Genomic DNA, 22965 nt, shown 5'->3' on the forward strand with positions numbered 1-22965 from the left:
GTCTACGTGAGCGGAATCAATCTGGCCGAACCACAAAGATAACTCGCATGGTAGTTTCGGTCAGCTCTTGTCGTGGAGATCGGTTGACCCGATGAGAGTTTTCGAATTCTCTGATTGCGGGTGAATAAAGAAGATCCCGTGCAACTTGCATTACAACGAACTGACCGGGACGATCGCAGTCGGTTCAAAAACGTCTTGAATACCTACACCGAAGCCACTCGATACCGGAGGGGCGGGAAGGGGCGATATGCTCGATATTTCGCAAATACCCGCAGATCGCGGTCCTCCAACGGTGTACGCCGCAGGCGCATGCCCTTATCCTTCGAAGTTTTTAGGAAAACCGGGGGTTTAGGCAGCGGTGCGCATCTTCCAGAATGAGGGCCGTATGTTGACGCTTCGATCCGCATTCGAGGCCAGTCACGACTGATCGTTTTATTGGACCTTCTTAATGTAACGACAAGCCAGCACCAGCACTCTCGGTTCTCGAGGTAACTAAACATTGCAAGCGTTTCAATCATGCCCTCCGTCTGAACGCCCGGCCAAATTCACGTCCGAAGACAAGCGGTGAGATCGGCGGGACGAGGGCGGCGCGATATTCCTGTGAATCCGCCCTACACGCCGCGCTCGAATGACTGATCAATCCGGCAGCGGGCCGCTGCTAGCGGATCGTCATCGATAGCGCGGAGGAGACGAGCTCGATCCGCATGTGGCCGCGCATCGCACTACCGATCATCTTGCGGCTGAAGAGGTCCACGATGGCAGTCAGGTACATCCAGCCTTCGGCAGTCTGAATGTAGGTGATATCAGCGACGACCCGGTTCGAGGCGGTGATGTTCCCTCACAGTGAACCTCCTCTGATTGGGTGGGTACTGGCCGCGCCGTCCCGGCAACTCGCCCTGCACATCGAGCTCATGCCAATCTGAAGAGGGCTCGACAAGGCAGCGCGATAAAAATCTGAAGGCCCTTCGCACACGCCAAACGAGTTCTGTTCCTCAATCCGCCGTGCGTTCCTTCGGCTGCATGTTCGCCACATCGAGATCTACGACAAGGCCGTAACCAGTTTTCCCGGCTGGAGCTGTTACCGCAACCTAGGGAGATGCCCAGTGTCGAAACCTTCGCGCGGAGATATAAAGGAGATCCGTTTTCGAACAGAGCGCCTGGGCCGCACGATCGCGCGGGTGCGCTGAGGCTTGGCCAGCGAACCCGGTCTCTGATCTGGAGCATCGTTATGTCTCTGACCTCTGCGTGGCAGGTTTTTATGGTAGGGACGGTGGGAGGTGTTCTACTTGAACTTTTGCACTGGAGAGGCTTGCTCCGAGAGGGAACGTTACCTAGCTATACTCGGAACCCGTTCTATTGGATCGTCTCCATGCTGTTGGCGCTCGCCGGAGGGCTGATAGCCTGGCTTTACTTTGGGCCCAGAGCGGATGGCATCGTTGCATTACATGTCGGGCTCTCGACGCCGCTCATCCAACCTCAATCGCCATATCGGCGAGATAGCTGATTGGCTCTCCGGCGGCATCTCGTGTCAGGTCAATCTCTTTGTTTCCTCCAATGCCGAAGCCTGGAACGGCGAGCCCTGGCAGATCGAATTCTCGCGCTGTGTCCGCGAATACACCGAAAACGCGATCACCGAGCGGTTCGGGCCACTCATCTCGAAGCGGCTACCCCGTATGTTCACGACTGCGGATCTGTTCATCGCCTTCGATCCTCATACGGGAAAAAGCAATCCCGAAGTCGATGTCGTCGCTCTCGTCGATATTGCGCTGGCCAAATCCGGAACAGGGACCGTCGGAGCGGATGAACTGCACGAAGATTCTGGCTGGCCGCTTCGTCGTTTCAACCCCCGTTCGCTTACCTGGTCGCGCAGATCGACGATGAGCGAGTTCTGGGTGGCACGGACGACTTTCCGTCACGCGGCTTTCTGATGATCGATAGCGATCGGGTCGCCCTGCATCGTTTTGCGGCCCGCTTGCGCAGATGACGGTCATCTTATGCTGGCATAGATCGATCTTGGGTCCCAGGAGGAGATCGTACCGCCAATCGCAATCCTCGGCGCGTCGCTCTCAGTCCAGGCCGTAACGCTTTCTCCAGCTCACCGCGCGTGCGAGCAATTCATCGCCGGTGGTCTGGTCTGGCCTTAAAATGGCTTCGGCGAACTCCGGCGACGGATATATCATCCGCTTCGCGCCCTTGAAGCTAAGCCAAACGGGGAGCGACCCCTCTTCGACGAACATATCGAGGGCGGCGCGAACCGGGCCGACATCGAAGGCTTCCGCGCGGTCGACCGCTCGAGCCACGATGCATAGACGCTCAAACAGGATCCTTGGCGGATCGTGCTGGTCGAGCGAGAAGACCACGCCACAGCGATCCGGCCTCAAATAGTCAGGCAATTGCTCTATGCGGCGCCACAAGCAGAACCAGGTCCGGCAGACGGACGGACGGATATTGTAGATTCCGCAACCGGTTCCGGTGCAATGCTGACAGAGAACGTCGGCGGACTTTTGCAGCTCCGGTTTTCGGATTTCGAGACCGGGGACTAACTGGTCGAAAATCGAACGTTTTGGGTTTTCATTCGGCTCAGTGTGTTCTTCTATTTGCAATCAGGCAACCATGGCGACGGCGTTTTCGTTTCTCGAATCCTCTCCAAATTTATTCCACCTGCCTATCCGTTCAAGTTCTGAAAGAGATAAGCGGAAAGCCGTATTGCCTGGAGCGCCGGTCGCCATCGTTCGACCGCCCTCGTTGCGACATCGGCCGGCACTAGGGGCCTAGGCGACTTTCAACGCCAGTGAGGCCCTTCGCGAACGCCTTCCGCCGGAAGAATCAGCAACGTTTCTCCAAGAGGATGGGGACCGGTCGGCGTGATGCCTACCCACTGGAGCGTCTCGTCGAAGGCCCACGCCTGGTCGGCGGGCTTTCGGGCACGAAGTAGTGGCAGTACACGTACTCCAACGGCTTGCCCTTCGGGTCGAAAGCTTGCGCCCTTTCGATGATTTTCCGATGTCTGGCGCGTTCCACGCCATCCCCTTCGACGGCCTCGAAGCCGATATGGACGACACCGGGTCGACCCACGGGAAGCTGATCGTTGGCTTCGGATAGTTTCGTCGTGATGTCGCGGGCCTTGGCATCGATGGCTTCGGAAGAAGCCGATTCCCAACGGAGTAGTACGGCAAGATCGCATGCGCGCACATATCGTGGGTTGTCGGCGAGTTTTAAGCGGCTCACCTGAATGTAGTTGGCGTGCCTCACGTAGCGGCCCCAGAGCAGCTCCAGCATTCGTGAGCTCGACGCAAGCACATGGTGGTCGGCAAGAACGTCGCGCAAAGGGTCGAGATCGAGCTCGCCCATCGCACCATATGAGACATCGTCGCTCCAAAGCAGCGACGGCAGGTTGGATCTGAGCCACTCCAGCGATTTCTCGGTCAGATAATCGGGCGGCACCCGATCGATAGGAACGCGGAAATGGACATCGCAGAATGCGCTTTGCTCGTTCTGGGAAAACCCCGTCGCGCTGTGGCACCACAATTCGCGCATTGCGGTTCGTTCCCGCTCGCCGTATTGGCTCGTCTCCAAGCGCTTGCACTCGACCGCGAACGAGCGGGAACCGATGTCGACGTCCATGTCGTATGTCCGGCTCAGCCCGCGTTGCTCGGGCACAAAATTTACCCGCGCTCCCGACGAACGATAGGCGGATGCGACCAGCAGTTCAAAGAGCCCGCCATTTGGTTGGCGCCTTTCACTGGTGACCAGGCGGCGTACCCGTTCCTCGATGCCATCGACCGAAAGAAGCAGATCGAGATTGCGCCCGATAGCCTTGAAAACCGGCACGACCCGCGATCCCAACGTCGGCTCGAAATTCCAGACATGATCGATGAAGGCTTCGGCCAAGAAGAGGTACCAACCGAATACGTCGGACTCCTCAAAAAATCTGCCGCGGTCGGTCTGGTCGACACGGCCGAGCGACGCCGCATACAAGCGGTTGGCCGCAGCATTGCGCCGCTTCTTCCACTCGTTCTGGCCTATAAAGTCGCGAAAGTAGCTCACAGCCCGTCGGAGCTCGACTGCGCAAGCAGGACGGCGCCGAGGGTCGACCGCCCACGCCGGGTATGATGGGGGACCCGAAGTCGAGGTGAGGGCGGGCCCGGCGGGCGTGTAGATCCCTAGCAGCAGCGTGGCGCCCGCTGGCGTGCTGCATCACCAGTGCGCAGAACTGCTCGTCGGGAACCTCGGCTTCCGCAGCGAGTCGGCGATCTGTCCAATGACCACCCGTGGGGCCGAGCGGGAAGGCGGCTTTTTTGATGCCGCCGGGGGTAGCTCGACGTCGATTAGCAATTTTTTGCCATAGGCTCCCGATGCGGTCCTAGCCACTCACTCCTGGTCGACGAATCGACTTTTGTTTTGCCAAGGCGGGTATCAGGACGCTGTCGGCATACGTGCAGCCGGTCGATAGGATCGGTTTCTGGCCGGTTTTCTTGGCCTCCTCCGGAGTGTGGCCTTCCCCGGCATCGAGGCGAACTACCATGGGCGCGTACCCTGGCTCCCATGCCCGCGCGGAAGGCAAGTTGATGCGCAGGCTCGAGAGGATGGCCATGCCGGCATGGTCGAGGTCGCCCCAGAAGGCTGCGTCGACGTCGAGGTCGCTGTAGAAGGCCGCATCGAATGCCTCCAGCTCAGTTGCAGCAGAGACTGCGTCCAGACAATAAAACGCCCTGGATCCGGACGATTTTAGCATCCGCCCGGCCGTCCCCACGTGAGTAGATCAAGGCGGCGCCGGCATAGGGAGTGAATCGTCCACCCAGGAGCGCTTCTCTGGCGTCGCGGATGACGCGTTCGAATGAAACCTTGTTCTCGATGAAGAGTATCCAGGAAAAAGTTCCCGCAAAATATACGTTCAGAAGGATCGGCTGAGCCGGGTAACCTGTCGGCCTGGCTGGGGGCGCGGTCGGCTCGGTCGGCACCTCAAATTTGGTCATCTTGGCATCTTAAGGCGCCATTAAGGCAGTTTAGGGTAGGTTATGGTTCCAATGGCTTGACTTTTGACTGAGGCAGGCCTATCTTTTTGGAGCCATGAGACGCCTTTAACCTGGATAAGGGAGCCTTAAGACGCCATGCCGCCCCGCAGCGCACTCACAAATGCCCCGCCGATTGCTGTCCAAGAAGCTCTGCAAAACTTGGGTAACAAGCTCAGGACGGCGCGGCTTCGGCGCAACCTCAGCCTTTCAGAGCTCGCCGCAAAACTCGGTGTGGATCGCCATGTGCTCTCCGACGCAGAAAAGGGCAAGCTCGGTACCAGCGCGGGCATCTACGTCGCAGCTCTGTGGGCCATGAATTTGCTTCAGACGCTAGATGGTGTGGCCGACCCGAAGACCGACGAAGAGGGACTGGCCCTCAGCGGCCTCGAAGAGCGCGAGCGCGCGCGAACCGGAGGAGGGCCCAGCAATGCCTTCTGAGGAGTGCTTCGTCTACATCACGCTGCCAGGACAAACCGAACCGGTCACCGCCGGGAGGTACCAACTCGATACGGGCCGCCAAGGGACGGCGGTAGGCCAATTTGTCTATGGCAAGAGCTACCTCTCGCGAAACGACCGGGTCGAATTCGATCCGGTCGAACTCAAGCTTCAAGTGCCGGTGTTCCGGACGACCAAGCTGCGGGGCAACTTCGGAGCGCTTCGCGACAGTTCTCCCGACGCCTGGGGGCGGAAACTGATCGAGAAGCGGCTGGGCAACGTCGCACCGACAGAGATTCAGTATCTGCTCAATTCGCCCGACGACCGCGCCGGCGCGCTCGGCTTCGGTCTCAATGTCGAACCGCCGGCACCTGTGCGCAAATTCAATCGCACTATCGATCTGGCCAAGCTCATCGACCTCGCCGACCAGATCGTCGCGGCGGAGAGGGATCCGGATGCTCCAAAGCCCGCGGGTGCCGACGCCGAACAGGCCGAAGCGCTTCTGAATGCCGGAACGTCTATGGGCGGCGCGCGTCCGAAGGCGACCGTCGAAGATGAGGATGCGCTTTGGGTAGCCAAATTTTCGCATCCCGACGACCGGTGGAATAATCCTCGCGTCGAGCATGCGATGCTGACACTCGCGCGCTCGTGCGGGATTTCGTGCGCGGAAAGTCGATTGACCACCGTCGGTACTCGCGACGTGCTCCTGGTGAAGCGATTCGACCGTCACAAAACGGAGAAAGGATATTTGCGTAGCCGAATGGTGAGCGCCTTGACGCTTATCGATGCGGACGACTCGCCCGAGACTGCGGACAAACGCCGCAAATGGTCCTATCTGCTGCTCGCCGACGAAGTCCGGCGGGCCGCTACGGCAAGTCAGACCAGGGATCTTCCGGAACTCTTCCGTCGCGTATGTTTCAATGCGCTGATTTCGAACACCGACGACCATCCTCGGAATCACGCGATCGTCGCAAAGGATACGGCTTGGTCGCTGTCGCCTGCCTACGATCTGACGCCGAATCCGATGATCGCGCTGGAGCGCCGTGATCTCGCGATGGCTTTCGGGGATTGGGGCCGGTACGCCAACCGCACCAATCTGCTTTCCCAAAGCGAGCGATTTCTCGTCTCGCAGGAGGAGGCTACTCGCATCATCGACGGCATGATCGAAACCGTCGGCGCCTCCTGGTACGCGGTCGCCCGCCAGGCTGGTGTCAGCGAAAGGGACTGCGAGCTCATCCGCAGCGCTTTCGTGTACGAAGGCTTCAGCTACGACCTGAATGACCCGACGATCGCGACCGACGACCCGGAAGAGCTTCCCACAGCGGGAAATCGGATGTGACCGCCGGGGCCCGGGTGCGAACCATCACCCGCGTGGCACATGTCGGATCTGGGCCGGATCAAGAAAATGCCGACATCATCCGCGTCAATCGTAGGCCTCCACCCTGGTCGCGAACTGCAGCGTTTGAACCGGACCGAAACCTTGTCGGTTCAGTACGCCGTGATTGAACAGAAGGATACCTCCCTTTGTATCCTGCGGCACGAGACCACGTCGTATCAGCGCGTTGACCACGACTTGCCGGGGATGAGTTTCATCATCAGGCCCCGCCGAGATGACGCAACCAATGGAATTTCTCGTTCCAAAGCCTGAGACATTCCCCACGATCCGATTGAGAAGCGTAGGGGAGATGTTGTTGCGGCTGCCGTGATGCGGCACCCGAAACACGTTTAGGGCGGTTCCGAACTGCAGACCAATGGCGTTCCCGTACGATACGGCCGCCCCCAAAGCCTTCAATCCGGCGTCCGCCCTCAGAAAGATGTTTCGGCCGTCGATCTGGCCATAGAGAACCACGCTGGATTCGTTTTCCGCCGCGGTGATGCCACCCTCGCGCAGGGTTTCGGTAAGAAGGTCATCTGCGATAATTGCATTTTTCAGAACTAATGAGTCAATTGACGATAAAAACTCAATGATTTCAATAGGAATTTTCGGACCACTTTGAGTCCCGGTTTCTCCCAAGCTGAGTCCGGTCCCTCATCGTGCGCCTGGATATGAGTCCGAATTTCAGGCTAAAGCGCGGTCGCTAACTAGGACACGTACTCATGATCGTTCGCGATGTCCTCTGTGGATGGCTCCCGCGTTGCAAGGGGTAAATGGATGTGCTGGCTTTGGTCGGGTGCAGTCTTCTGTCCGGCCTGTTGATGCAGTCGGTTGAGACTGCTGGCCCTGATGGAGTCCGCGAACAAGATCCCATTCTGCTTATCAGGCTCTGACGCCTTGGACATCGGGTGGGTTGTTCCTGTTCCCGGTCTGACCGGTTTGCCATCACATCGCATCGCTCTCGCAACCCCGTGAAGCTGATCTCCTCTTCAGCCAAGCCTTGTAATCGTTGATTTATGTCGCCAATGCTGGCCGGTGGCCGGCACGATAGGTCTCGCCACGTGCCATGACCGCCCAGACGATCCGCGCTGTCTTGTTCGCCATCGCGACGGTCGCGACCCGCACGGGTTTGCGTGCGAGCAGATCGGCCAGCCGGGGATCGACCGTCTTGGGATTTACTTTGCCCGTCGCACCAGTGAGGTCATGCCAACAATGAGCAGCTTGCGCAGGTATTTATCGCCCATTTTGCTGATGCGACCGAGCCGCTCTTTGCCGCCGCTCGACTTCTGAAGCGGCGTCAATCCCAACCAGGCGGCGAACTGCCGCCCCGAGCGGAACTGACGTGGGTCGGTGATCGATGCGGCAAGTGCCGTCGCGCCGATCGGCCCGATGCCAGGGATCGTCATGAGACGACGCGCAACATTGTTGCCACGTTGCCAGACAAGCAGATCGCGATCGATCTCGCGAAGCCGGATGTGGATGTCGAGCGCCTGCTGCGACAGCGTACTGACGATCTTGGCAGCTTCCGTCGGTACATCTGGTGCTTCACCGTCGACGATCCGTCTTGCCATCAACAGCGCCCGCTCGAGCCCCTTGGGGATGTCGATGCCAAACTCGGCGAGCAGGCCGCGCATCATGTTGACCAACTGCGTGCGCTGCTTGACCAGCAGATCGCGTGTCCGATGCATCGACAGCGCCGCCTGCTGTTCGGGCGACTTCACGGGCACGAACCGCATCGTCGGCCGCGTCACCGCTTCGCAAACCGCTTCCGCATCGGCCGCGTCGGTCTTGCCGCGCTTGACATACGGCTTGACGTAAGCCGGCGGCATCAGGCGCACCTGATGGCCGAGTTTGATCAGCTCGCGTGCCCAGTAATGCGAGGTGCCGCACGCCTCCATGCCGACCAGGCAGGAAGGCAACCTGGCAAAGAATGGCAGCATCTGCGCTCGGCGAAGCGACCGGCGGATAACGACCTGACCGGTCGCATCAACGCCGTGAACCTGAAAAACACTCTTGGCCAGGTCGAGGCCGATCGTGGTAATCTCCATGACGGATGGCTCCCATTTTGCTCGTGAATGCTTGATAGCCTTCACACCTTGGCACCTAGATGCCGTGAGCGGGAGCCATCCACCTCATCTGCTTTGCTTCGATACCGACCACCTTTTGTGCAACCGCAGCAAATGTCGCGCTGGGGCAATTCCGGAATCGCTAAGGGCAGCAGACTCCTGTCGATCACCGGCGGCGACTAGTAGGTTAAACAGTGGACCGAGCATCATGGCGCTGCTGAGGGCCGCTCAGTTGACTCGTACGTCCAGGGACGTCGCTCGACGGCGGATACGTCGATTGGCAGTAACTTGCATTCGTCCCAATGCGTCGACATCAAGGGCCGGGTGGCGGGATTCGTATAACTCCCAACGACGGCCTTCCGGCGTCACGTCGCCGCCGTCCCCGACGTCGAACGCGCTCTTCTCGGAGGGCGCTCTGTAGTCTCTACAAGGACTTCAGGCCATTGGGATAGGATCCGGATTCTCCGGACAGCCGCGACGAATCCAGTCCTCAATTTCGAGAATATCGGCATGATCAAAAAACGGTCCACCCAGCGGCATGCGCCTGAAACGGCCCGTGCTGCTAAAATCAGGCGTGTCGCCCCGCAACGCATGAAGTACAATTGAATTGTCGGGATCGCCGGGCAAGACAATCCTCTGACCTTTGACCTTCCCTTCGGTGACGAATACCTGATAGGTCATGGCGCGCCACCAGCGACCGTGGCCCGACACATCAGGATCGACATTCAGCCTCTGACAGCAATCATCCATGAATTGCTGGAAATCCGTCCATGCGTTGATCTTGTTGGCCATCCGCTTCACCAATCGAAATTGCGTTCGATGACTGGGTCCGCACATGCATCGGAGATGCGCAATTGAGAGGTGTGCAACAAATTCATTGCGCCTCGATTCCACGCCAAATATGCTACTTCTGATTGTAGAGCTCGGATTGCCGAAGTCAACCGGAACGAGCAGGCGAACCCAAGGGCCGTCAGAGGGATCCGGGTACCGCTATCCTCGATTGAAATCTTTGTCTTGACATCCCTCGGTCGTGCAACCGATGATATGGGCATATTTTATTGATCCGAGGCTGCGATGTATCGCCTGGTTCCGTTCTTCATTTCCGCATCTTTCAATAGTCCGGCCTTTATTAGACGTTTTATGGTTTTGACTGCGGTTTGCTTCGCGTCAGGGACACCTGCCCAAAGCGAGCCCTATGATATTCCGCAGGACACGGCGGCCGCGATTAATCGCCCTGACGAGTACGCGTGGAAATTGTTTGTCGCGCTCAATTGGCCCGCAGATGTGACAAAGCGCGCCGCAAGTCCTGCCGCAAAATTCGGTGCGGACGGACCGGTTGTCTGGGAAACCTGGAAGAACGCGCGCGGTGAGGTTTTTCGATCGGATGGAAAGGATCCCGGCGATTGGCTGGACCTGCCGGCTGTGGTCGCCTCGCGGAACGCTGCCGACGTCGATCCCAGGCCGCTCCAACAAATCGCCCGCGACAATCAGCTTGGAATTTTTCAGCCGGCGTTTGATCCCCTCGCGGCAATAAACCAAATCAACGAAACCCGTCTCAACAAGGAGGCCTACGAATTCGTCCGCAGCAAGACGCTTTACAATCGGGATGGTCAGAACGCGCTCGCCAAGGCCGGTGAATTGACGATCTCCTTCCCGCTTCCGGCCAAGGAGATCAAGGCGCAATGGCGTGTGATTAGCGAAGCGGATAAGCCCCGGTACCACTGGACGACACTTCGCCAGGGCAACACGACCATCATTTTCGGTCTAACCGCGCTTCATATCACCACGAAGGATCTGCCGAATTGGTTCTGGGCAACCTTCGAACATGTCGATAACCCAACGCGCCCGGGAAATGAGCCATGGATGCTCGAATCGCGCGACAGCTTTGCATGTCCGGCCGCTCCGTATAATTGCAACTTGGCCCCCAGCGGAATCGGTTTACAGGGAACGAAATGGGCATTCTTTCGGCTGAGGGGCACGCAAACAGATTTCGTCGACTCGCGTGGAAACATTACGCTGCTCGCCAACTCGCAACCCGAAGGAGGGTTCCAGAAGAGCTCGTCGTGCATCACTTGTCATGCACGCGCGACCATCGGCGCGAGCGGCAACGATCGGCTACAGGTCTTTATGCCAAATGGCGAGAGCGCTAACGGACCGCCGGATTCGAACTGGTTCGTTACCAAGGACGCCAACGGCAAGTCGATCCTCCGCTATACTCAACTGGATTTCGTTTGGTCGCTATTCCGCGCCCAGCCGAAGCAATAAGGCTGGAGCTTCGCAATGTCGAATGAATCCCGTCGCCAGCGCGTGATACGGTTGCTGGGCGCTGCGGCGCTGCTGCTCGCGATTGGCAGCATTTCGTCCGGTTACGCGGCCGAAATCGTCATGAAGAAAGCTACGCCTGCCGGCGCAGGCGCTCCTCAGATCGACGGCGGCACCAGGCAGGACGTAGCGACGTGGCCGGCAACGCTCAAATATTTTCTGTCGGATAACTTTGCCTGCACCAGCACCATCGTTGGCGAACGCGCGGTGATAACGGCGGCACATTGCGTCGCTGGTGCGACCCAGGCAAAAGTGGAGTTGGGCGCCGATATATTTCCGATCGACTGCACCACGCATCCGCTTTTCGTCCGCGAGACACTCGAGGCCGATATTGCCTTGTGCTACAGTTCGAAGGATTTCCCCAGCACCATAGGATTTGAAAATCTCGATCTGCGGTCGACGCGCGTTCGCATCGACAGCAACCTGTATCTGCTCGGGTTTGGCTGTCGCAATGTGAATACCCTCGCAGCCGACGGCGAGCTTTATGGCGGCAGCGCGAGGGTATACCAGTTGGCCACGTTGCCGACCGGCCATGTTCGAACCCGGGGCGGCGTCGTGATTTGTCCGGGTGACAGCGGCGGCTCCGCCTACTTGCTGGCGGTCGACGACAAGCCGGTAAATCCACGGTCGATCGTCGGCATCAATTCGGGCTATATCGCGGTTAACCGCGTCTCCGCGATAACAGGACTTACCGGGGTGATGGCGGACTTCATCCGGGACTGGGCGGACGACCGGAAGGCACGCATATGCGGCGTTCACCAGGACGCGCGGTTTTGTCACGATCGATTCTCGCCTTGAGGGCCACGATGCGCGCTCGTAAGCTGCTCGTTTCCTGCTGCATTATTTCCTTGCTTGGACTCTGTTCGCCATCGGCTCTTGGCCAGGACACCAGCAAGGACCTTCTCATAAAAACGACAAAACTCACTCCCGAGCTGGTGGTAGCAGCCGCCAAGCTCGGAAAAGAACGGATGATCCCGGCCAAGGCCAACTCGGACATCTTGAAGCTGATCGCGGAGATCTGCGGTACCGCCAATGCGCGCCGCTACTATCTTCCGGTCTTTCTGTCGGCCAACGCCGGCAATGAGGATATTCGATCTGGGAAGACGATCCTTACCAAGGACGCAACGCTGGTCTTTCCGGCCTGCCTCTATGCAGACGAGCAGCTTGCGACGGCCAAGGCATCGAACACGCGCATCGAATGGGGCAAGCTGACCCCGACCACGGCGCGTACGTTGCAGGATGCGATGCGCAAGACCGAGCCGTCTGTTGCCGCGCTCCCCAAGAGCACCAAATGGATCGCAAGCGCGAGTACGACCGCGGCGCTCGAGGATGTCTCCAGCACTAATTGGGGCGGCCAACTGATAGGCTACGAACATCTCAACAAGACGATTCCAAAGAAATTGGTCCAGCAGGGCCCCGCCATCGTCGCGGGATTCGACAGCGGGCGCATTCTCGATCCTGGTGCGAGCGAACAATACAAGAAGCTGCTGAAAGGATCGCTCGCCACCGATGCAACGTCGCTCGACAGCAACCTGATCCTGAATTCGGCCGCCTTCGAGCGGATCGCGCGAGTGCAAGATATTCGGGCGTCAAATCAGACGACCGACTTCAGCAGACTGCCTACCGGCTCCAGCGTTGTTACGTCGGATTTCGCGCCTGGCGGATATCAGCTCACCCTCAAGGAAGGCACCGATGTCAAGGCGGCCGCGAAGGAAATCTTCGCGGCTTTGCCGCCGACGGCCTCGGCAGTCGGCCAATTGTCGAAGTTTACGCCGTACTTTGCCGAACCGCTCAGTGGCGGCGCCGGCGACTGCACGCCCGGCGCGGCCAAGAAATGGCCGATCGATCTCGACGAACTCAAGACCGTCCTCGAAGCGCGCAAACGCATCGGTAAAATGCCGCTTACGGGCAGACTACTGATCCTCGACACCGGATTCCCGCGCGGGAAGGTCGGCACCGCCCCGTTCAACCAAAACTTCTTCCATCCCAGTCCGCGCGATGACGATCCACTGAGAGAGCGCTTCTTGTGGACGGTCGCGCGTCCACCGGAATACTTCAACGAGAACTCGGAGAATGCCAGCCACGGCGTCGGCGTGCTCGCGCTGGCGCTCGGAGGAACGCAGCTTCTGGACGAAGGCTGGCTCTGGCAACACATCGATACGCAAGGCGGCTTCATCGTCGACTTGATGGGCTATCAGCGGCTTCCCGGCAACAAGCTGGGTGTCGATGCCAACGCGGTCACGCGAAGCCTGTCCGGAACAGGCTGGGGTCAAGCCGATATCGTATCCGTCAACCTCAGCCTCAAATTCAATATCGAGACGATGGAAGAGGCGCCCGACTTCAGCGGCTATTTCAACGAGCAGCAACAAGTTCTGTTTGTGATCGCTGCCGGCAATGACGGAGCCGACGTGGTCGGCATCATCCCGGCGCAGTGGGGCGGCACTTCCAAGCGAAATGTACTGACGGTTGGCGCCGTGTCATCCGACAACAAATATTGGACGAAATCCAACAAGAGCCAATCCTTTGTCGATATCGGCGCGCCAGGTTGCGCGGTGCCGACCTTGTCCTGGAACAGCACATCGCAAAAGTTCGAGCCGGTCGTGCTGAGCGGTACATCGTTCTCCGCCCCGCTGGCGTCCTTTGCTTCCAACTTGCTCCAGGAATTCACGGCCGGTGCAAGGCGCAAGGCGCGAATCCTGTCGAGCGGCCGCTTCTCCAGCGATCTTCGGAAAACAACACGATCGTCCCGGGTGCTCGATATACCAGTAGCGCTCGCCACTCCTTTTGACGTTGTACGTATGGGTGACGGAAAGATGCGTCTCGGACGCATTACCTGGGCTCCCGGGCGCACGCTCTGCAATGTCCCGTTCGTTCAGGGCAGTTTTGCGCAAGTTCAACGCACCGACACGCCTGACCAGTTCAGCGTCGTCCGCAAGATCGGACCAACCAATCAGGGGGCAGTAGATTTTTCGGATTGCACGCTGGCGAGCGGCCAGCTCAGCAGCATAGGCTTTCAGGAGGCCGTGGCATCTGACGATGGACTAAGGCTCGGGCCCGCCGAGACGCTGGATATCAGAAATCTCGAGAGCATCACCTTTTGCGACAACTGCGACTTGTGGCAGCCGTAGGCCGGTGTCGGGCTTTGCGCATTGCGGTTCGAACCGGGACGAGAGACCCGAAACAGCTCAATGCGGCCTCGTAGCGTCGCCGCCTCCCGAAAGAGGGACGGCTTACCTCCACGGGCGGGCGGCTTGCGCTTGTTTGTGCGAGGGCGGTGACCGGTATTTGGTGCTTCGCTTAGCTGCCTCTACATGTCCTGTCGTTGCAAGTCGGCATCTAACTTCGGCCATTGAGGGACGAGAAGAAGCGATCGTTCAATGAGAGATTGGAAGTGATCGCTCGCGGGCACTTGCGATCCGTGCCAACTTATGATTGATTTGATTTGTTCATTGATGCATTTGAAGCGCGGGCGTTTACGATGCCTTCGAAGAGTTGCTGTTTGGCTTTCGCGTTATTCGCCCTCGTCACGTCTGGCGCAGCTGTGATTCAGCCGTCCAGCGCGAGAGCTCAAGCCGCGCTTCCAGCGGGTGTCTCCAAGGAAGAGGGCTTCGGTACCGTCCTGAAAGCGTCAAAGTGGGAGCGTTTGAACATCCAGGTCTGCTGGGAAAATCCTGTCACAGACGACGCGCCTTATCGTTTGATCGTGCGATCGGCCGTGGAGGAAACGTGGCAGCGCTATTCAAAGATTAAATTCGAAGGATGGGGGAAGTGTGCGCAAGACACGCCCGGAATCCATATCCGCATTGCGGAGGAGGGCGCCCACACCAAGGCACTCGGCAAGTTTCTCGACCAGCGCCCCGATGGGATGGTCCTCAACTTTACCTTCAAGACATGGAGCAAAAGCTGTCAGGCGACCCGCGAGTTCTGTGTGTACGCCGTCGCGGCTCATGAGTTCGGGCATGCCTTGGGTTTTGCCCATGAGCAAAATCGTGCAGATGCTCCCGCCGAATGCCGCAAGGACGCCCAAGGCACGACTGGCGACTACAATGTTACGAAGTACGATCCACAATCCATCATGAATTATTGTAACCCGATATGGAACGGCGACGGCAAACTAAGCGACCTCGACATCGAGGCGCTACAAACCTTTTATGGCAAACCTGGCCAGGGTGCTCGATCGCGCAATGCCTTACCGTCAGCGCCTTGGCTGACGAGGCTGCGGTCAAGGTCGCCGGAAAATACGATGCCCGCGTCGCTCACGTAGAGACGATTGGGACGCTCTTCAACAATAAACAAGACGTCGGGGCGGGCTCAGGCCTTTTAATTGGTGAGACGCTTATCGTTACCAACAATCATGTTCTTCCGGAAGCGAACAACTACAAGCGGCTGGACATCTTTATCCGCCTCAAATCCCGCCTAAACAATCCGCAAACTGCTACTGTTTTGGCACGTGATCCTCAGCGGGACTTGGCGTTGCTGGAGTTGAGTACGCCCGTTCTGGATGCCGGCGGCAAGCATTGTCCAATGCCTATTGTGTCGAACCCATCCCAAGCCCCGATGGGTACTACAGTGCTCGTACTCGGATTTCCGCTCAACCAAGACCTGAGCTTATCGGGCGGTTTGATCAGCAACCATGGCTCACCTCCGAAAGAAATCAGATGGCAGACTGACACCGTCATGAACCCGGGCAATAGCGGGGGACCGGCATTCGAAGACCATGGCTTCTTATTGGGCATCGCATCCGGCGGCATCGTCCAGTGGACGATCGGCGGAGAGACGCGCAATGTGAACGGCGTAAACTACTTCATCCCGGTATCAGAGCTCGTGGCGAGCCCCCTCTATCAGCACATAGACAAAATCCCTCAGGAAAAGCGCTGCTGGCGTGCATCTCAGGAGGATCTCGTCGTCGATGCGAGCACCTCAATCGCGGTCGGTGATGCAGGATCATCGAAAGCACCTCTGGGTCCTACCAAACTTGAACGGAGCTATACAGTTTCAGAGACCAAGGACGATCATCCGGTAGCGTTGGCATCGCATTCCCGGAACTATCAATCTCGTTTCCTGGCAGAGCCCGGCTACAAGATCGTCGCGTGCACTCCGAAGGCGGAAAGCGCAAATCATGCCAACGATATTACCTGCAATATTGATAGCGGCGGAGGATCTGCCGTCTTTGCGTACCGGCTGGAAAGCGGTCCCGCTATCGATCGCTGGCGCGGATGGTGGGCCGGATACGTGACGCTGCGGCAAGAGCGCATCGCAGGGGATGGCGCACAATAGGAGTTAGACGACAGCCGTAAACGATCAATAGCGAGGGAGAGCAATCTTCAAACGGACGGCGATTGCGAACGAACGGTAAGGGGGCGAAAATGGCACGATTGCATCGAACAGCGCTTGCGCTTACATGCGCGCTCGGCGGGTGCGCCATCATGCCCGACATTGCACCGGACTGGGCACTTCCAATGCGGGAGATCATGCTCCATTCGGCCTGTGAACTTCAGGATGCGCTCGGTACGCTTTGATCGAGAGGTGCCGCCGCACGAATTGTTCAACGCACGAAACTGGAAGATCGCGGTCACGCTGAATCCGAAATCGGAAGCGGACATCGTTCCGGGTGCCGGTTTAACTCGGAGGGTTCCTGCTGCCGCGACGACGCGCTTCTCGAATTGGGTTGTGGGAAGCGGTAATGGTGTCACTCTTGATATGAGGGGAAACCGTACTGGAAGCGTCGATTTCAATTTCGACTCTGAAAAACTAATCCTTGATAGCGCGCTGCCCTGCGAGCGCGAAACGATTTCGTACCACTCACTTACAAAGAATCTGGGCATTAAAGACTGGCTTTATCGCTCCGTGCGAGCCAACGCGGTGGCGGACCTGTGGGGCTTGGGGTGGAATGGCGATAAAAGGTCTGAAGCGATGGGTGAAAAGGACGACGCCAACGGCAAGGATCGAGGGGGAATTCTCGTTCTATTTCGATGTCGTGCACCGCTATTGGGCCGGAGGGGCGAGCGAGCAGATAGAGCGCCCCCCGAACTGGTTCTTTCCCTTAGCCGCGCACTACGCTCCTTCGCGTGCAATGCCGCACTTCAGCGCCCTGCGCGGCCATCTTTTGCTTCGGCACATTCCGCAAATGTCCTTCAGCTTTCACGCTAATTCCATCGCAAAAGATACCTACATATTCGATGATTGAAGCCGAATTTCTGCTGATCTGGCGCAGCCAGAGCAGAAAAACGGCTTCTTGTTCTCGAGGACGTGCGATTCGTACGATCGAGAACGAAACTTCGCTGCACGCCAATGGCCTCTTCTAATTGAAGACCGCGTCTTAAGCGCAGCACCATCGCCGAGGCGGTCGCTCTTCTCGCAAGTGGACACGCGAGCCGGCAAAAGTGCCGCGGGTGCTCTTCGATCTCCAGCCCCAGCGGAAGCCCACAAGCCATCGAATCCGCTTCTTCTGCGAGAACCGTCGACAGCAGGCCATGGCGGCCATGATGTGAACAAGGCCGGTCTCGGCCATACGGGGGCGGAGGCTTTGGCGGATGACATCGTGAGAAATTTCAGGAGAGCGCCACGCAGGCGGCTATGATGCGGTCGCCGGCGCGGGTGAGATCCTCGAGCGACAAGGCATAGGAAATCCGCAAGGACCTGGATGCTTCTGCGCGAGCAAACGCCGGATATTGCGCAAATTGATTCTGGCGTTCGTGCAGGATTTAAATTCCGGCGTCAGGTCTGCGAGTACATTTGTGATCCGCGAGCGAGATCACCGAGTTCGATGCGCCTCATCGCGCAAGGTTCAGTCAGCGGCAATAGTCTCATTCATTCTTCCATCGTTTCCAGGACGCGCCAAGCTCGGCCTTCTGAGAGCGCGCAAGGCGCCGGAGGAGGCGGCCGCACCGCTTCCGGCTGGAACGGCGGTGGAGCAGACGGACCGCGACGGTCCACCTTGCGGCCATGGAGCCGAGCCATGGCACTTTTGTCGGCGAAGGAGGACGTGGAGGCTGCGATGAGAATCTTGGCGAGTGCGTGCGGCCGGCGTGCCGGATTTGGGGGATCAACGTCCGTTCGAAGCAGGGTAGAATTCGCCGCCGCCTGAATTCTGCTGACGCCATTCGTTGATTCAGCGCGAGCAGGCGCGTTTTGCCGTTCTTGTGGCGGAAGTTTCGGTGCGCGAAATCGCACCCGATGTCAACCGTGCGGCTGCCTCGGTCAGGCGACGAGTTCTTGGGAAGAACTGCTGGAGCCACTTGCATCGAAGCGACAGTCGCGATCAGCGGGCGGTGCCCTGTTTGGGAATCCTTGAGGCTCGAAACGTTAGTTTGTTCCGGACGGTCTCAACACGCTTCACACGAATGCGTCGGCGATGCGAGGCGCGAAGGTGGTCAAGCGCTACCATGTTCAGCCAAGTGAACGGGCACTGGCGCATCCGAGGTTGAGCAACCAGCCACCCGGCACCGACCAAGAACGCAGCAGCGTCGCGAAGGGGATCGGCAATGAGGTGCATCTAGGGGAGCAGCGCATCATCCATCTGCGTATGCGCAAGTCATACAAAAAGCGCATGAGAATGCCATCAATGCTCGATCCGCTGAGCCCCGTCTGACCGCGCTCGCAATTCTAGGTCGCCTCGCTGAACAACGCTCCGAACAATTCGGTCCGCCGCAGCACACCATTGTGCAGCGCTTGTTGCAATCGCTCATGCGCAAAGCAACCGAGACGAACATCCCGCGCACGGCTGAGGGTGCGGCACTGTCCCGTGATCCCCGGACTGGGGCCGCTGCTGTGTGATGGGCACTCCGCGACGTCCCCTGTCCCTTCGATCCTGCGAGCAATGACGCAATCTCGCACCGGCCGACAGTCGGGACTACATCCCTCAAACATCCTCAGGTGAGGCAATACACATAGCAACAAGCGAGATGCCGATCGCGCGCTTTGCGCGACACGAGGCACACCGGTTCGAGCCGCTCGGCGCGCAGCCGTCGTTCGGATCGTTGTTACGGCAGCTACGCTGCCGCGGGTCTCCACCGCTATCGGTTGTTGGGTCCTCTTGCCGAATACAAAGCAGCTATTGCGGGAGCTTCTGATGGTGCGCGCAAAGAAGACAACCCGAGCCCCGATCGATCGGCGCGACGCCATGCTGGCGCGATTGCAGCTCCCCGCATCCGTGACCAGCTTGACAGCCTGCTCGACGAGACGGCGCGCCGGGCCTGCTTTCATGAGCTCTTGCATAAGCGAAGCTGACCACCTGGCTCTCCAGGCTCGGGGGTAATCCACGGGCCGCCAAGTTGGATCCCGGAAGAACTGCAGGCTATGCCAGGCAAAACTGTTCAAATTGTCCTGCGGAGAAAAATCTCATGCTCCAGGCCTGGCGGCCCAATAGTGGCCGTGTAGTTCACGCCGCGGAGAGTTAAAGTTCTCTCTGGCTCGGACAGGCTTGGCAGCACGTTGTGCAAGAGCATTCCTTCTTTGAGGTCTTCCGGCGCCCACTGTTCCCCGTGCTGCCAGCCCGGAGGTGCATAAAACGACAAGGGTGGCAGCGGACCCGCTTCATTAGGCACGGATTCATCATTCAGCAATCGCCGATGCTCATTTGGAGGGAATTGGACTGGATCGAACGTGAAGTGCTCCGGATCGACATTGAAGAATGGCGCCGCGGCGGGTTCATCGTCTAGCAATTGCCAAAACTCAGCTGGAGGGAATTGCACTGCATCGGAGGTGAAGTCCTCTGGATCGGCCAGCGCCAACGGCCCGGGCTCCGCACCTCCCTGTGGTTGAAGCTCCTCACGAAGCCGCTCTTCCAGTTCCCGAAGGTCCCCTGGATCGACCGAGACCGTCAACGGAGCGTGCTCATCATCCAGCAGTCGCCGAACTCTTGCTGCAGGGCTGTCAATGAGCTGCTCATTTCGAAGACCTATGATGTCGGGCGGACTCTGAGGCTGCCGTGAGCTCGGGCGCACTTGCTGTTCGAAAGGCGTGGGTTCATCATCCAGCAATCGCCGAAGCTCAGTTTGAGAGAATTGGACTGGATCGAGCGTGAAGTTCTCTGGATCGACATTGAAGAATGGCGCCGCGGCGGGTTGATCATCTAGCACCTGCCGAAACTCAGCTGGAGGGAATTGCACTGGATCGAAGGGGAAGTGATCTGGATGGACCAGCGCCAACGGCCCGGGCTCAGCACTCCGCTGTGGCTGAAGCTCCTCATGTAGCCGCGCTTCCAATCCGCCAAGCTCCCCTGGATCGACCGAGACCGTCAACTGAGGGGGCTCGTCATCCAGCAGTCGCCGACGTTTTGGTGGAGGGCCGCTCATAAGCTGCTCATCTCGAAAATCTATGATGTTGGCCTGACTCCGAGGCTGCCGTGAGCTCCCTGCTTCTGCAGATGCGTCGCGATCGCGGAACTTACGAAGGTAATCCAACGCTTTAGGTAAATACGCGCCGCGATTGTGTCCAGCCCTTAGTTCAGCGTTCAACTCGTTGGTATTGAGCCCAACCATCGATAGACCCTTAGATCCGAGACTATTCGCGAAACTGGCAAGATTGTTGGCGTACCGGCCTCCGGCTGCCAAGTCCACGTCCCCCCTCACAAAAGCGGCACGAATTGCACTCTCGATCAAACTCCGATCCTCATGAGACAGATGAGGGTAGCACGCACAGAGATCATCGGATAGGAACGGGTGCACTTGCTGTTCGAAAGCGATGATCTGCCCGGGCTGTACCGCCTGCTCCTCCTGCGCAACTGGCTGTGACACCTGCGACCAACCTGTTACTTTGAAATTGTCCACACTCACCTCCTCAGATCACCCGAAAAGTTCACAACTACCAGGGCCAGCTTTCAAGAAGCTGACGAGCACACCAGCTCCAAGCCGTCCGACGACCATGAAAAACACCATCATGCCACTCGTGTCATTGGCTGACAGATTCCGACGGCACCAGTGGCCTGGCGATCCAGTCCAGCGACTGGAAGCAGCGCGGACGCGACTCGGCGCCGTTTGTTGCGTAATCGACGCTGTCCCTACGGCGCCCGCGCTGCAATTGAAGTTAGTCGCGATGTGACGCTGCGCTTTCTCTGTCCTGGTCAACCGCTGTTCTAGCACGCGCCGCTAACTTCAACGGTCTTGTATTCGGACTGGCTTTCCGAAAGCTGACGAACCTGCCGTAATTTCACTTAGACGGAAAGCGGCCCGTGTGGCCGCTTGCCGTCGAGGCTGAAAACGACGCAACTGCTTGCCGCCGCTCGGCTGTCAGCTTTGCCAAGATCGCCTGCTTCGCCCACCATCGGCGGCAGCGGCACCTCGAGATGGGCCGGATGGTCGCTCAGCGATCGTCCAGCCCGAACCAGGCGAACCTGGTTCTGTCCCTTCTTCTTCCAGCCCGGGCCGGCGTGCAGGCACCCGGCTCGACCAGCTAGTGGCTACACATCTGCAGCAAGCGGCGATCGTTGCCGCCAAAGATCGTCTCCTCCGCGGCCTTCATATTGTCGTAGATGCCGCGACTAGGTGCCCTTGAACGGGGGAACGCCTGGTCACGGGGGTCGAACACCATCTCCTGCGTCTCCCGCGGAGAAGTCCGCACGAACAGCATGCGGCTATGACAGAGCCGGAGATGGGCGTCACCGTGGTGCCGTTCAGCAAGGCCACCTCGTGACTCCAGTTGAGTTGGCATGCTTCGACGGCGCAAAGCTCAGCGGGACGTAGGCCGCAGCGGTTGATTGCCCGCGCTCCTTGCTCCACGCCGAGGTCGCGCGCCGCGTCTCACCAAGTGGGGTGACGAACGTCTCCCCGTAACGGTCGGTTAGGCGCTGCCCAAAAGCCCGCGAATCTGCGTCACCGCATATTCGTCCCAACACGCCTTGATGATCTCCCACCGGTATTGCGCATGTGCATTCGGGGGCTTGCTCTGCAGGAGCAGGCTCGGAAGGCCGCATTGAAGCGTTCTGTCACTTCGACATGGCGCATTCATTAGTCAGGGTGTGGAGTGCTTGCTCGTAGAACTCGTTCTCGTCTTCGAGCAGAAGCAGGACACCGGCATTCAAGAGCATGTGGCTCCTAACTGTGCCGTCGCGCATGACGGCGGGTCATGGCGACGCCCATACGATGCCTTCCGACGGGGTGAGCTTGTGCTTGATCTCGTAGCCGCGGTTGAGCTGAAGGAGCGCTTGCGCGTAGTCGGAGGCGATGGTGGTGCCGTCAAGCGCGGCCAAGTCGATATAGCGGCTGAAAGTGTGTACATACGTCGTGGCCAGGTTGCCAAATGCGCGCGCATGTTCCTCGGTGTCGAACCCGCGAAGGCTGATTGAAATATTCGGGCGGTCGGCCGCGGCATTTCACCCGCCACGCTAGGCTGGGTCTCCGTGAGCGTGGCATTCGTCATCGGCAGTCAACGTAGGCGAATGACCGCGATTTGTGCTTTAACTTACCGCCGCAAGCCATTGGTTTTACACGCAAAGCTGGCCATATTGTCTTTCTTGATGAAGAGTCATTGTATCCTGATTTCATGAATCAAAATCAGGTCATAGGCTGATGAAAGGCCGAGGAAATCGGTTTGTAAGATGAGAAACGACGTCAAGACTTCTCGCCCGCAGCGGTTGGATGAACGACTAGACGGGCTCAAACCAGCCGAGCCGTTCCGCATGCCGCCAAAAGTTGGATCCGGGCCATACGCGAGGCCTTGGGCATGACCGGCGTGCAATTCGCCGGCCAGCTCCAAATCCGCCCCCTAGGTGGTGTGGACACTTATCGCAGCCATAGGACGGTGGCAGCGAGAG

General features: G+C 58.7%; 20 protein-coding genes and 2 pseudogenes. 10 read left to right on the forward strand and 12 right to left on the reverse strand.

What is annotated here, in order from left to right:
* Positions 1-658 precede the first annotated feature (658 nt).
* Positions 659-832 carry a DDE-type integrase/transposase/recombinase gene (locus tag CQ14_RS47905; RefSeq protein ID WP_347337162.1) on the reverse strand — a complete coding sequence of 58 codons (174 nt, stop codon included), beginning with the start codon at positions 830-832 and terminating at the stop codon, positions 659-661.
* A gap of 604 nt (positions 833-1436) precedes the next feature.
* Between CQ14_RS47905 and CQ14_RS28560 the strand changes: the two genes are divergently transcribed.
* Positions 1437-1928 (forward strand): hypothetical protein, encoded by a 492-nt coding sequence (locus CQ14_RS28560; protein WP_156435530.1) that lies wholly within the window; start codon positions 1437-1439, stop codon positions 1926-1928.
* 138 nt (positions 1929-2066) lie between these two features.
* Here CQ14_RS28560 and CQ14_RS42610 read toward each other — a convergent pair whose 3' ends face one another.
* From CQ14_RS42610 to CQ14_RS44845, 4 genes are all read right to left on the reverse strand, one after another.
* Complete coding sequence (locus CQ14_RS42610) at positions 2067-2603, reverse strand: hypothetical protein (RefSeq protein WP_199805632.1); 537 nt, start codon at positions 2601-2603, stop codon at positions 2067-2069.
* Positions 2604-2871: 268 nt separating this feature from the next.
* On the reverse strand, positions 2872-4047 hold the full coding sequence (locus CQ14_RS28570; protein WP_156435532.1) for a transposase: 1176 nt from the start codon (positions 4045-4047) through the stop codon (positions 2872-2874).
* Between the two features lie 316 nt (positions 4048-4363).
* A complete protein-coding gene (locus tag CQ14_RS28575; protein ID WP_057861161.1) occupies positions 4364-4735 on the reverse strand; it encodes a Wadjet anti-phage system protein JetD domain-containing protein in 372 nt (123 codons plus the stop codon).
* Complete coding sequence (locus CQ14_RS44845) at positions 4674-4976, reverse strand: hypothetical protein (RefSeq protein WP_199805633.1); 303 nt, start codon at positions 4974-4976, stop codon at positions 4674-4676. Before CQ14_RS44845 ends, CQ14_RS28575 begins: the two co-directional genes overlap by 62 nt.
* Positions 4977-5174: 198 nt before the next feature.
* Here CQ14_RS44845 and CQ14_RS28580 point away from each other — a divergent pair, with 198 nt between their 5' ends.
* Positions 5175-5453 (forward strand): helix-turn-helix transcriptional regulator, encoded by a 279-nt coding sequence (locus CQ14_RS28580; protein WP_225670154.1) that lies wholly within the window; start codon positions 5175-5177, stop codon positions 5451-5453.
* Positions 5443-6789, forward strand: a complete 1347-nt coding sequence (locus tag CQ14_RS28585) for a type II toxin-antitoxin system HipA family toxin (protein WP_057861163.1) — start codon at positions 5443-5445, stop codon at positions 6787-6789. The genes CQ14_RS28580 and CQ14_RS28585 overlap by 11 nt, the downstream gene beginning before the upstream one ends.
* Before the next feature lie 84 nt (positions 6790-6873).
* Here CQ14_RS28585 and CQ14_RS28590 read toward each other — a convergent pair whose 3' ends face one another.
* From CQ14_RS28590 to CQ14_RS28605, 3 genes and pseudogenes are all read right to left on the reverse strand, one after another.
* Positions 6874-7464: a ComEC/Rec2 family competence protein gene (locus tag CQ14_RS28590; RefSeq protein WP_057861164.1), complete on the reverse strand. Its 591-nt coding sequence runs from the start codon at positions 7462-7464 to the stop codon at positions 6874-6876.
* A 375-nt stretch (positions 7465-7839) separates the two neighbouring features.
* Positions 7840-8873, reverse strand: a pseudogene (locus tag CQ14_RS28600) (IS110 family RNA-guided transposase).
* A 453-nt stretch (positions 8874-9326) separates the two neighbouring features.
* A complete protein-coding gene (locus CQ14_RS28605; protein ID WP_057861166.1) occupies positions 9327-9683 on the reverse strand; it encodes a hypothetical protein in 357 nt (118 codons plus the stop codon).
* A 282-nt stretch (positions 9684-9965) separates the two neighbouring features.
* Here CQ14_RS28605 and CQ14_RS28610 point away from each other — a divergent pair, with 282 nt between their 5' ends.
* From CQ14_RS28610 to CQ14_RS28640, 7 genes are all read left to right on the forward strand, one after another.
* A complete protein-coding gene (locus CQ14_RS28610) occupies positions 9966-11156 on the forward strand; it encodes a hypothetical protein (protein ID WP_156435533.1) in 1191 nt (396 codons plus the stop codon).
* A gap of 51 nt (positions 11157-11207) precedes the next feature.
* A complete protein-coding gene (locus CQ14_RS28615; RefSeq protein ID WP_199805634.1) occupies positions 11208-12011 on the forward strand; it encodes a trypsin-like serine protease in 804 nt (267 codons plus the stop codon).
* A gap of 170 nt (positions 12012-12181) precedes the next feature.
* A complete protein-coding gene (locus CQ14_RS28620) occupies positions 12182-14341 on the forward strand; it encodes a S8/S53 family peptidase (RefSeq protein WP_057861169.1) in 2160 nt (719 codons plus the stop codon).
* A gap of 314 nt (positions 14342-14655) precedes the next feature.
* Entirely contained in the window at positions 14656-15477 is an 822-nt protein-coding gene (locus CQ14_RS28625; protein WP_245320577.1) for a matrixin family metalloprotease, read from the forward strand.
* On the forward strand, positions 15417-16490 hold the full coding sequence (locus tag CQ14_RS41620; protein WP_063800439.1) for a S1 family peptidase: 1074 nt from the start codon (positions 15417-15419) through the stop codon (positions 16488-16490). The genes CQ14_RS28625 and CQ14_RS41620 overlap by 61 nt, the downstream gene beginning before the upstream one ends.
* Positions 16491-16712: 222 nt before the next feature.
* The gene (locus CQ14_RS43955; protein WP_156435534.1) at positions 16713-17363 is read left to right on the forward strand and encodes a hypothetical protein; all 651 of its coding nucleotides are present in this window, start codon (positions 16713-16715) and stop codon (positions 17361-17363) included.
* A 1219-nt stretch (positions 17364-18582) separates the two neighbouring features.
* Entirely contained in the window at positions 18583-18804 is a 222-nt protein-coding gene (locus CQ14_RS28640; protein ID WP_156435535.1) for a hypothetical protein, read from the forward strand.
* 724 nt (positions 18805-19528) lie between these two features.
* Here CQ14_RS28640 and CQ14_RS42615 read toward each other — a convergent pair.
* The 4 genes and pseudogenes from CQ14_RS42615 to CQ14_RS43960 all read right to left on the reverse strand — a co-directional run bounded on the left by CQ14_RS42615 (position 19529) and on the right by CQ14_RS43960 (position 22907).
* A complete protein-coding gene (locus CQ14_RS42615) occupies positions 19529-20983 on the reverse strand; it encodes a hypothetical protein (protein ID WP_156435536.1) in 1455 nt (484 codons plus the stop codon).
* 548 nt (positions 20984-21531) lie between these two features.
* A pseudogene (locus tag CQ14_RS46885) lies at positions 21532-21948 on the reverse strand (IS21 family transposase); the annotation flags it as partial.
* Positions 21949-22275: 327 nt separating this feature from the next.
* Positions 22276-22401, reverse strand: a complete 126-nt coding sequence (locus tag CQ14_RS47685) for a hypothetical protein (RefSeq protein ID WP_283807280.1) — start codon at positions 22399-22401, stop codon at positions 22276-22278.
* A gap of 275 nt (positions 22402-22676) precedes the next feature.
* On the reverse strand, positions 22677-22907 hold the full coding sequence (locus CQ14_RS43960) for a hypothetical protein (protein ID WP_156435537.1): 231 nt from the start codon (positions 22905-22907) through the stop codon (positions 22677-22679).
* Positions 22908-22965 lie beyond the last annotated feature (58 nt).

This window comes from Bradyrhizobium lablabi (assembly GCF_001440475.1).
Lineage (GTDB): Bacteria > Pseudomonadota > Alphaproteobacteria > Rhizobiales > Xanthobacteraceae > Bradyrhizobium > Bradyrhizobium lablabi.

What these genes read in the sequence shown, in the direction of transcription:
- CQ14_RS28575 (WP_057861161.1), bottom strand. Translation starts at nt 4,735, where the DNA reads ATGCTAAAATCGTCCGGATCCAGGGCGTTTTATTGTCTGGACGCAGTC.
- CQ14_RS44845 (WP_199805633.1), bottom strand. Translation starts at nt 4,976, where the DNA reads ATGACCAAATTTGAGGTGCCGACCGAGCCGACCGCGCCCCCAGCCAGG.
- CQ14_RS28585 (WP_057861163.1), top strand. Translation starts at nt 5,443, where the DNA reads ATGCCTTCTGAGGAGTGCTTCGTCTACATCACGCTGCCAGGACAAACC.
- CQ14_RS28605 (WP_057861166.1), bottom strand. Translation starts at nt 9,683, where the DNA reads ATGGCCAACAAGATCAACGCATGGACGGATTTCCAGCAATTCATGGAT.
- CQ14_RS28610 (WP_156435533.1), top strand. Translation starts at nt 9,966, where the DNA reads ATGTATCGCCTGGTTCCGTTCTTCATTTCCGCATCTTTCAATAGTCCG.
- CQ14_RS28620 (WP_057861169.1), top strand. Translation starts at nt 12,182, where the DNA reads ATGATCCCGGCCAAGGCCAACTCGGACATCTTGAAGCTGATCGCGGAG.
- CQ14_RS43955 (WP_156435534.1), top strand. Translation starts at nt 16,713, where the DNA reads ATGCGCTCGGTACGCTTTGATCGAGAGGTGCCGCCGCACGAATTGTTC.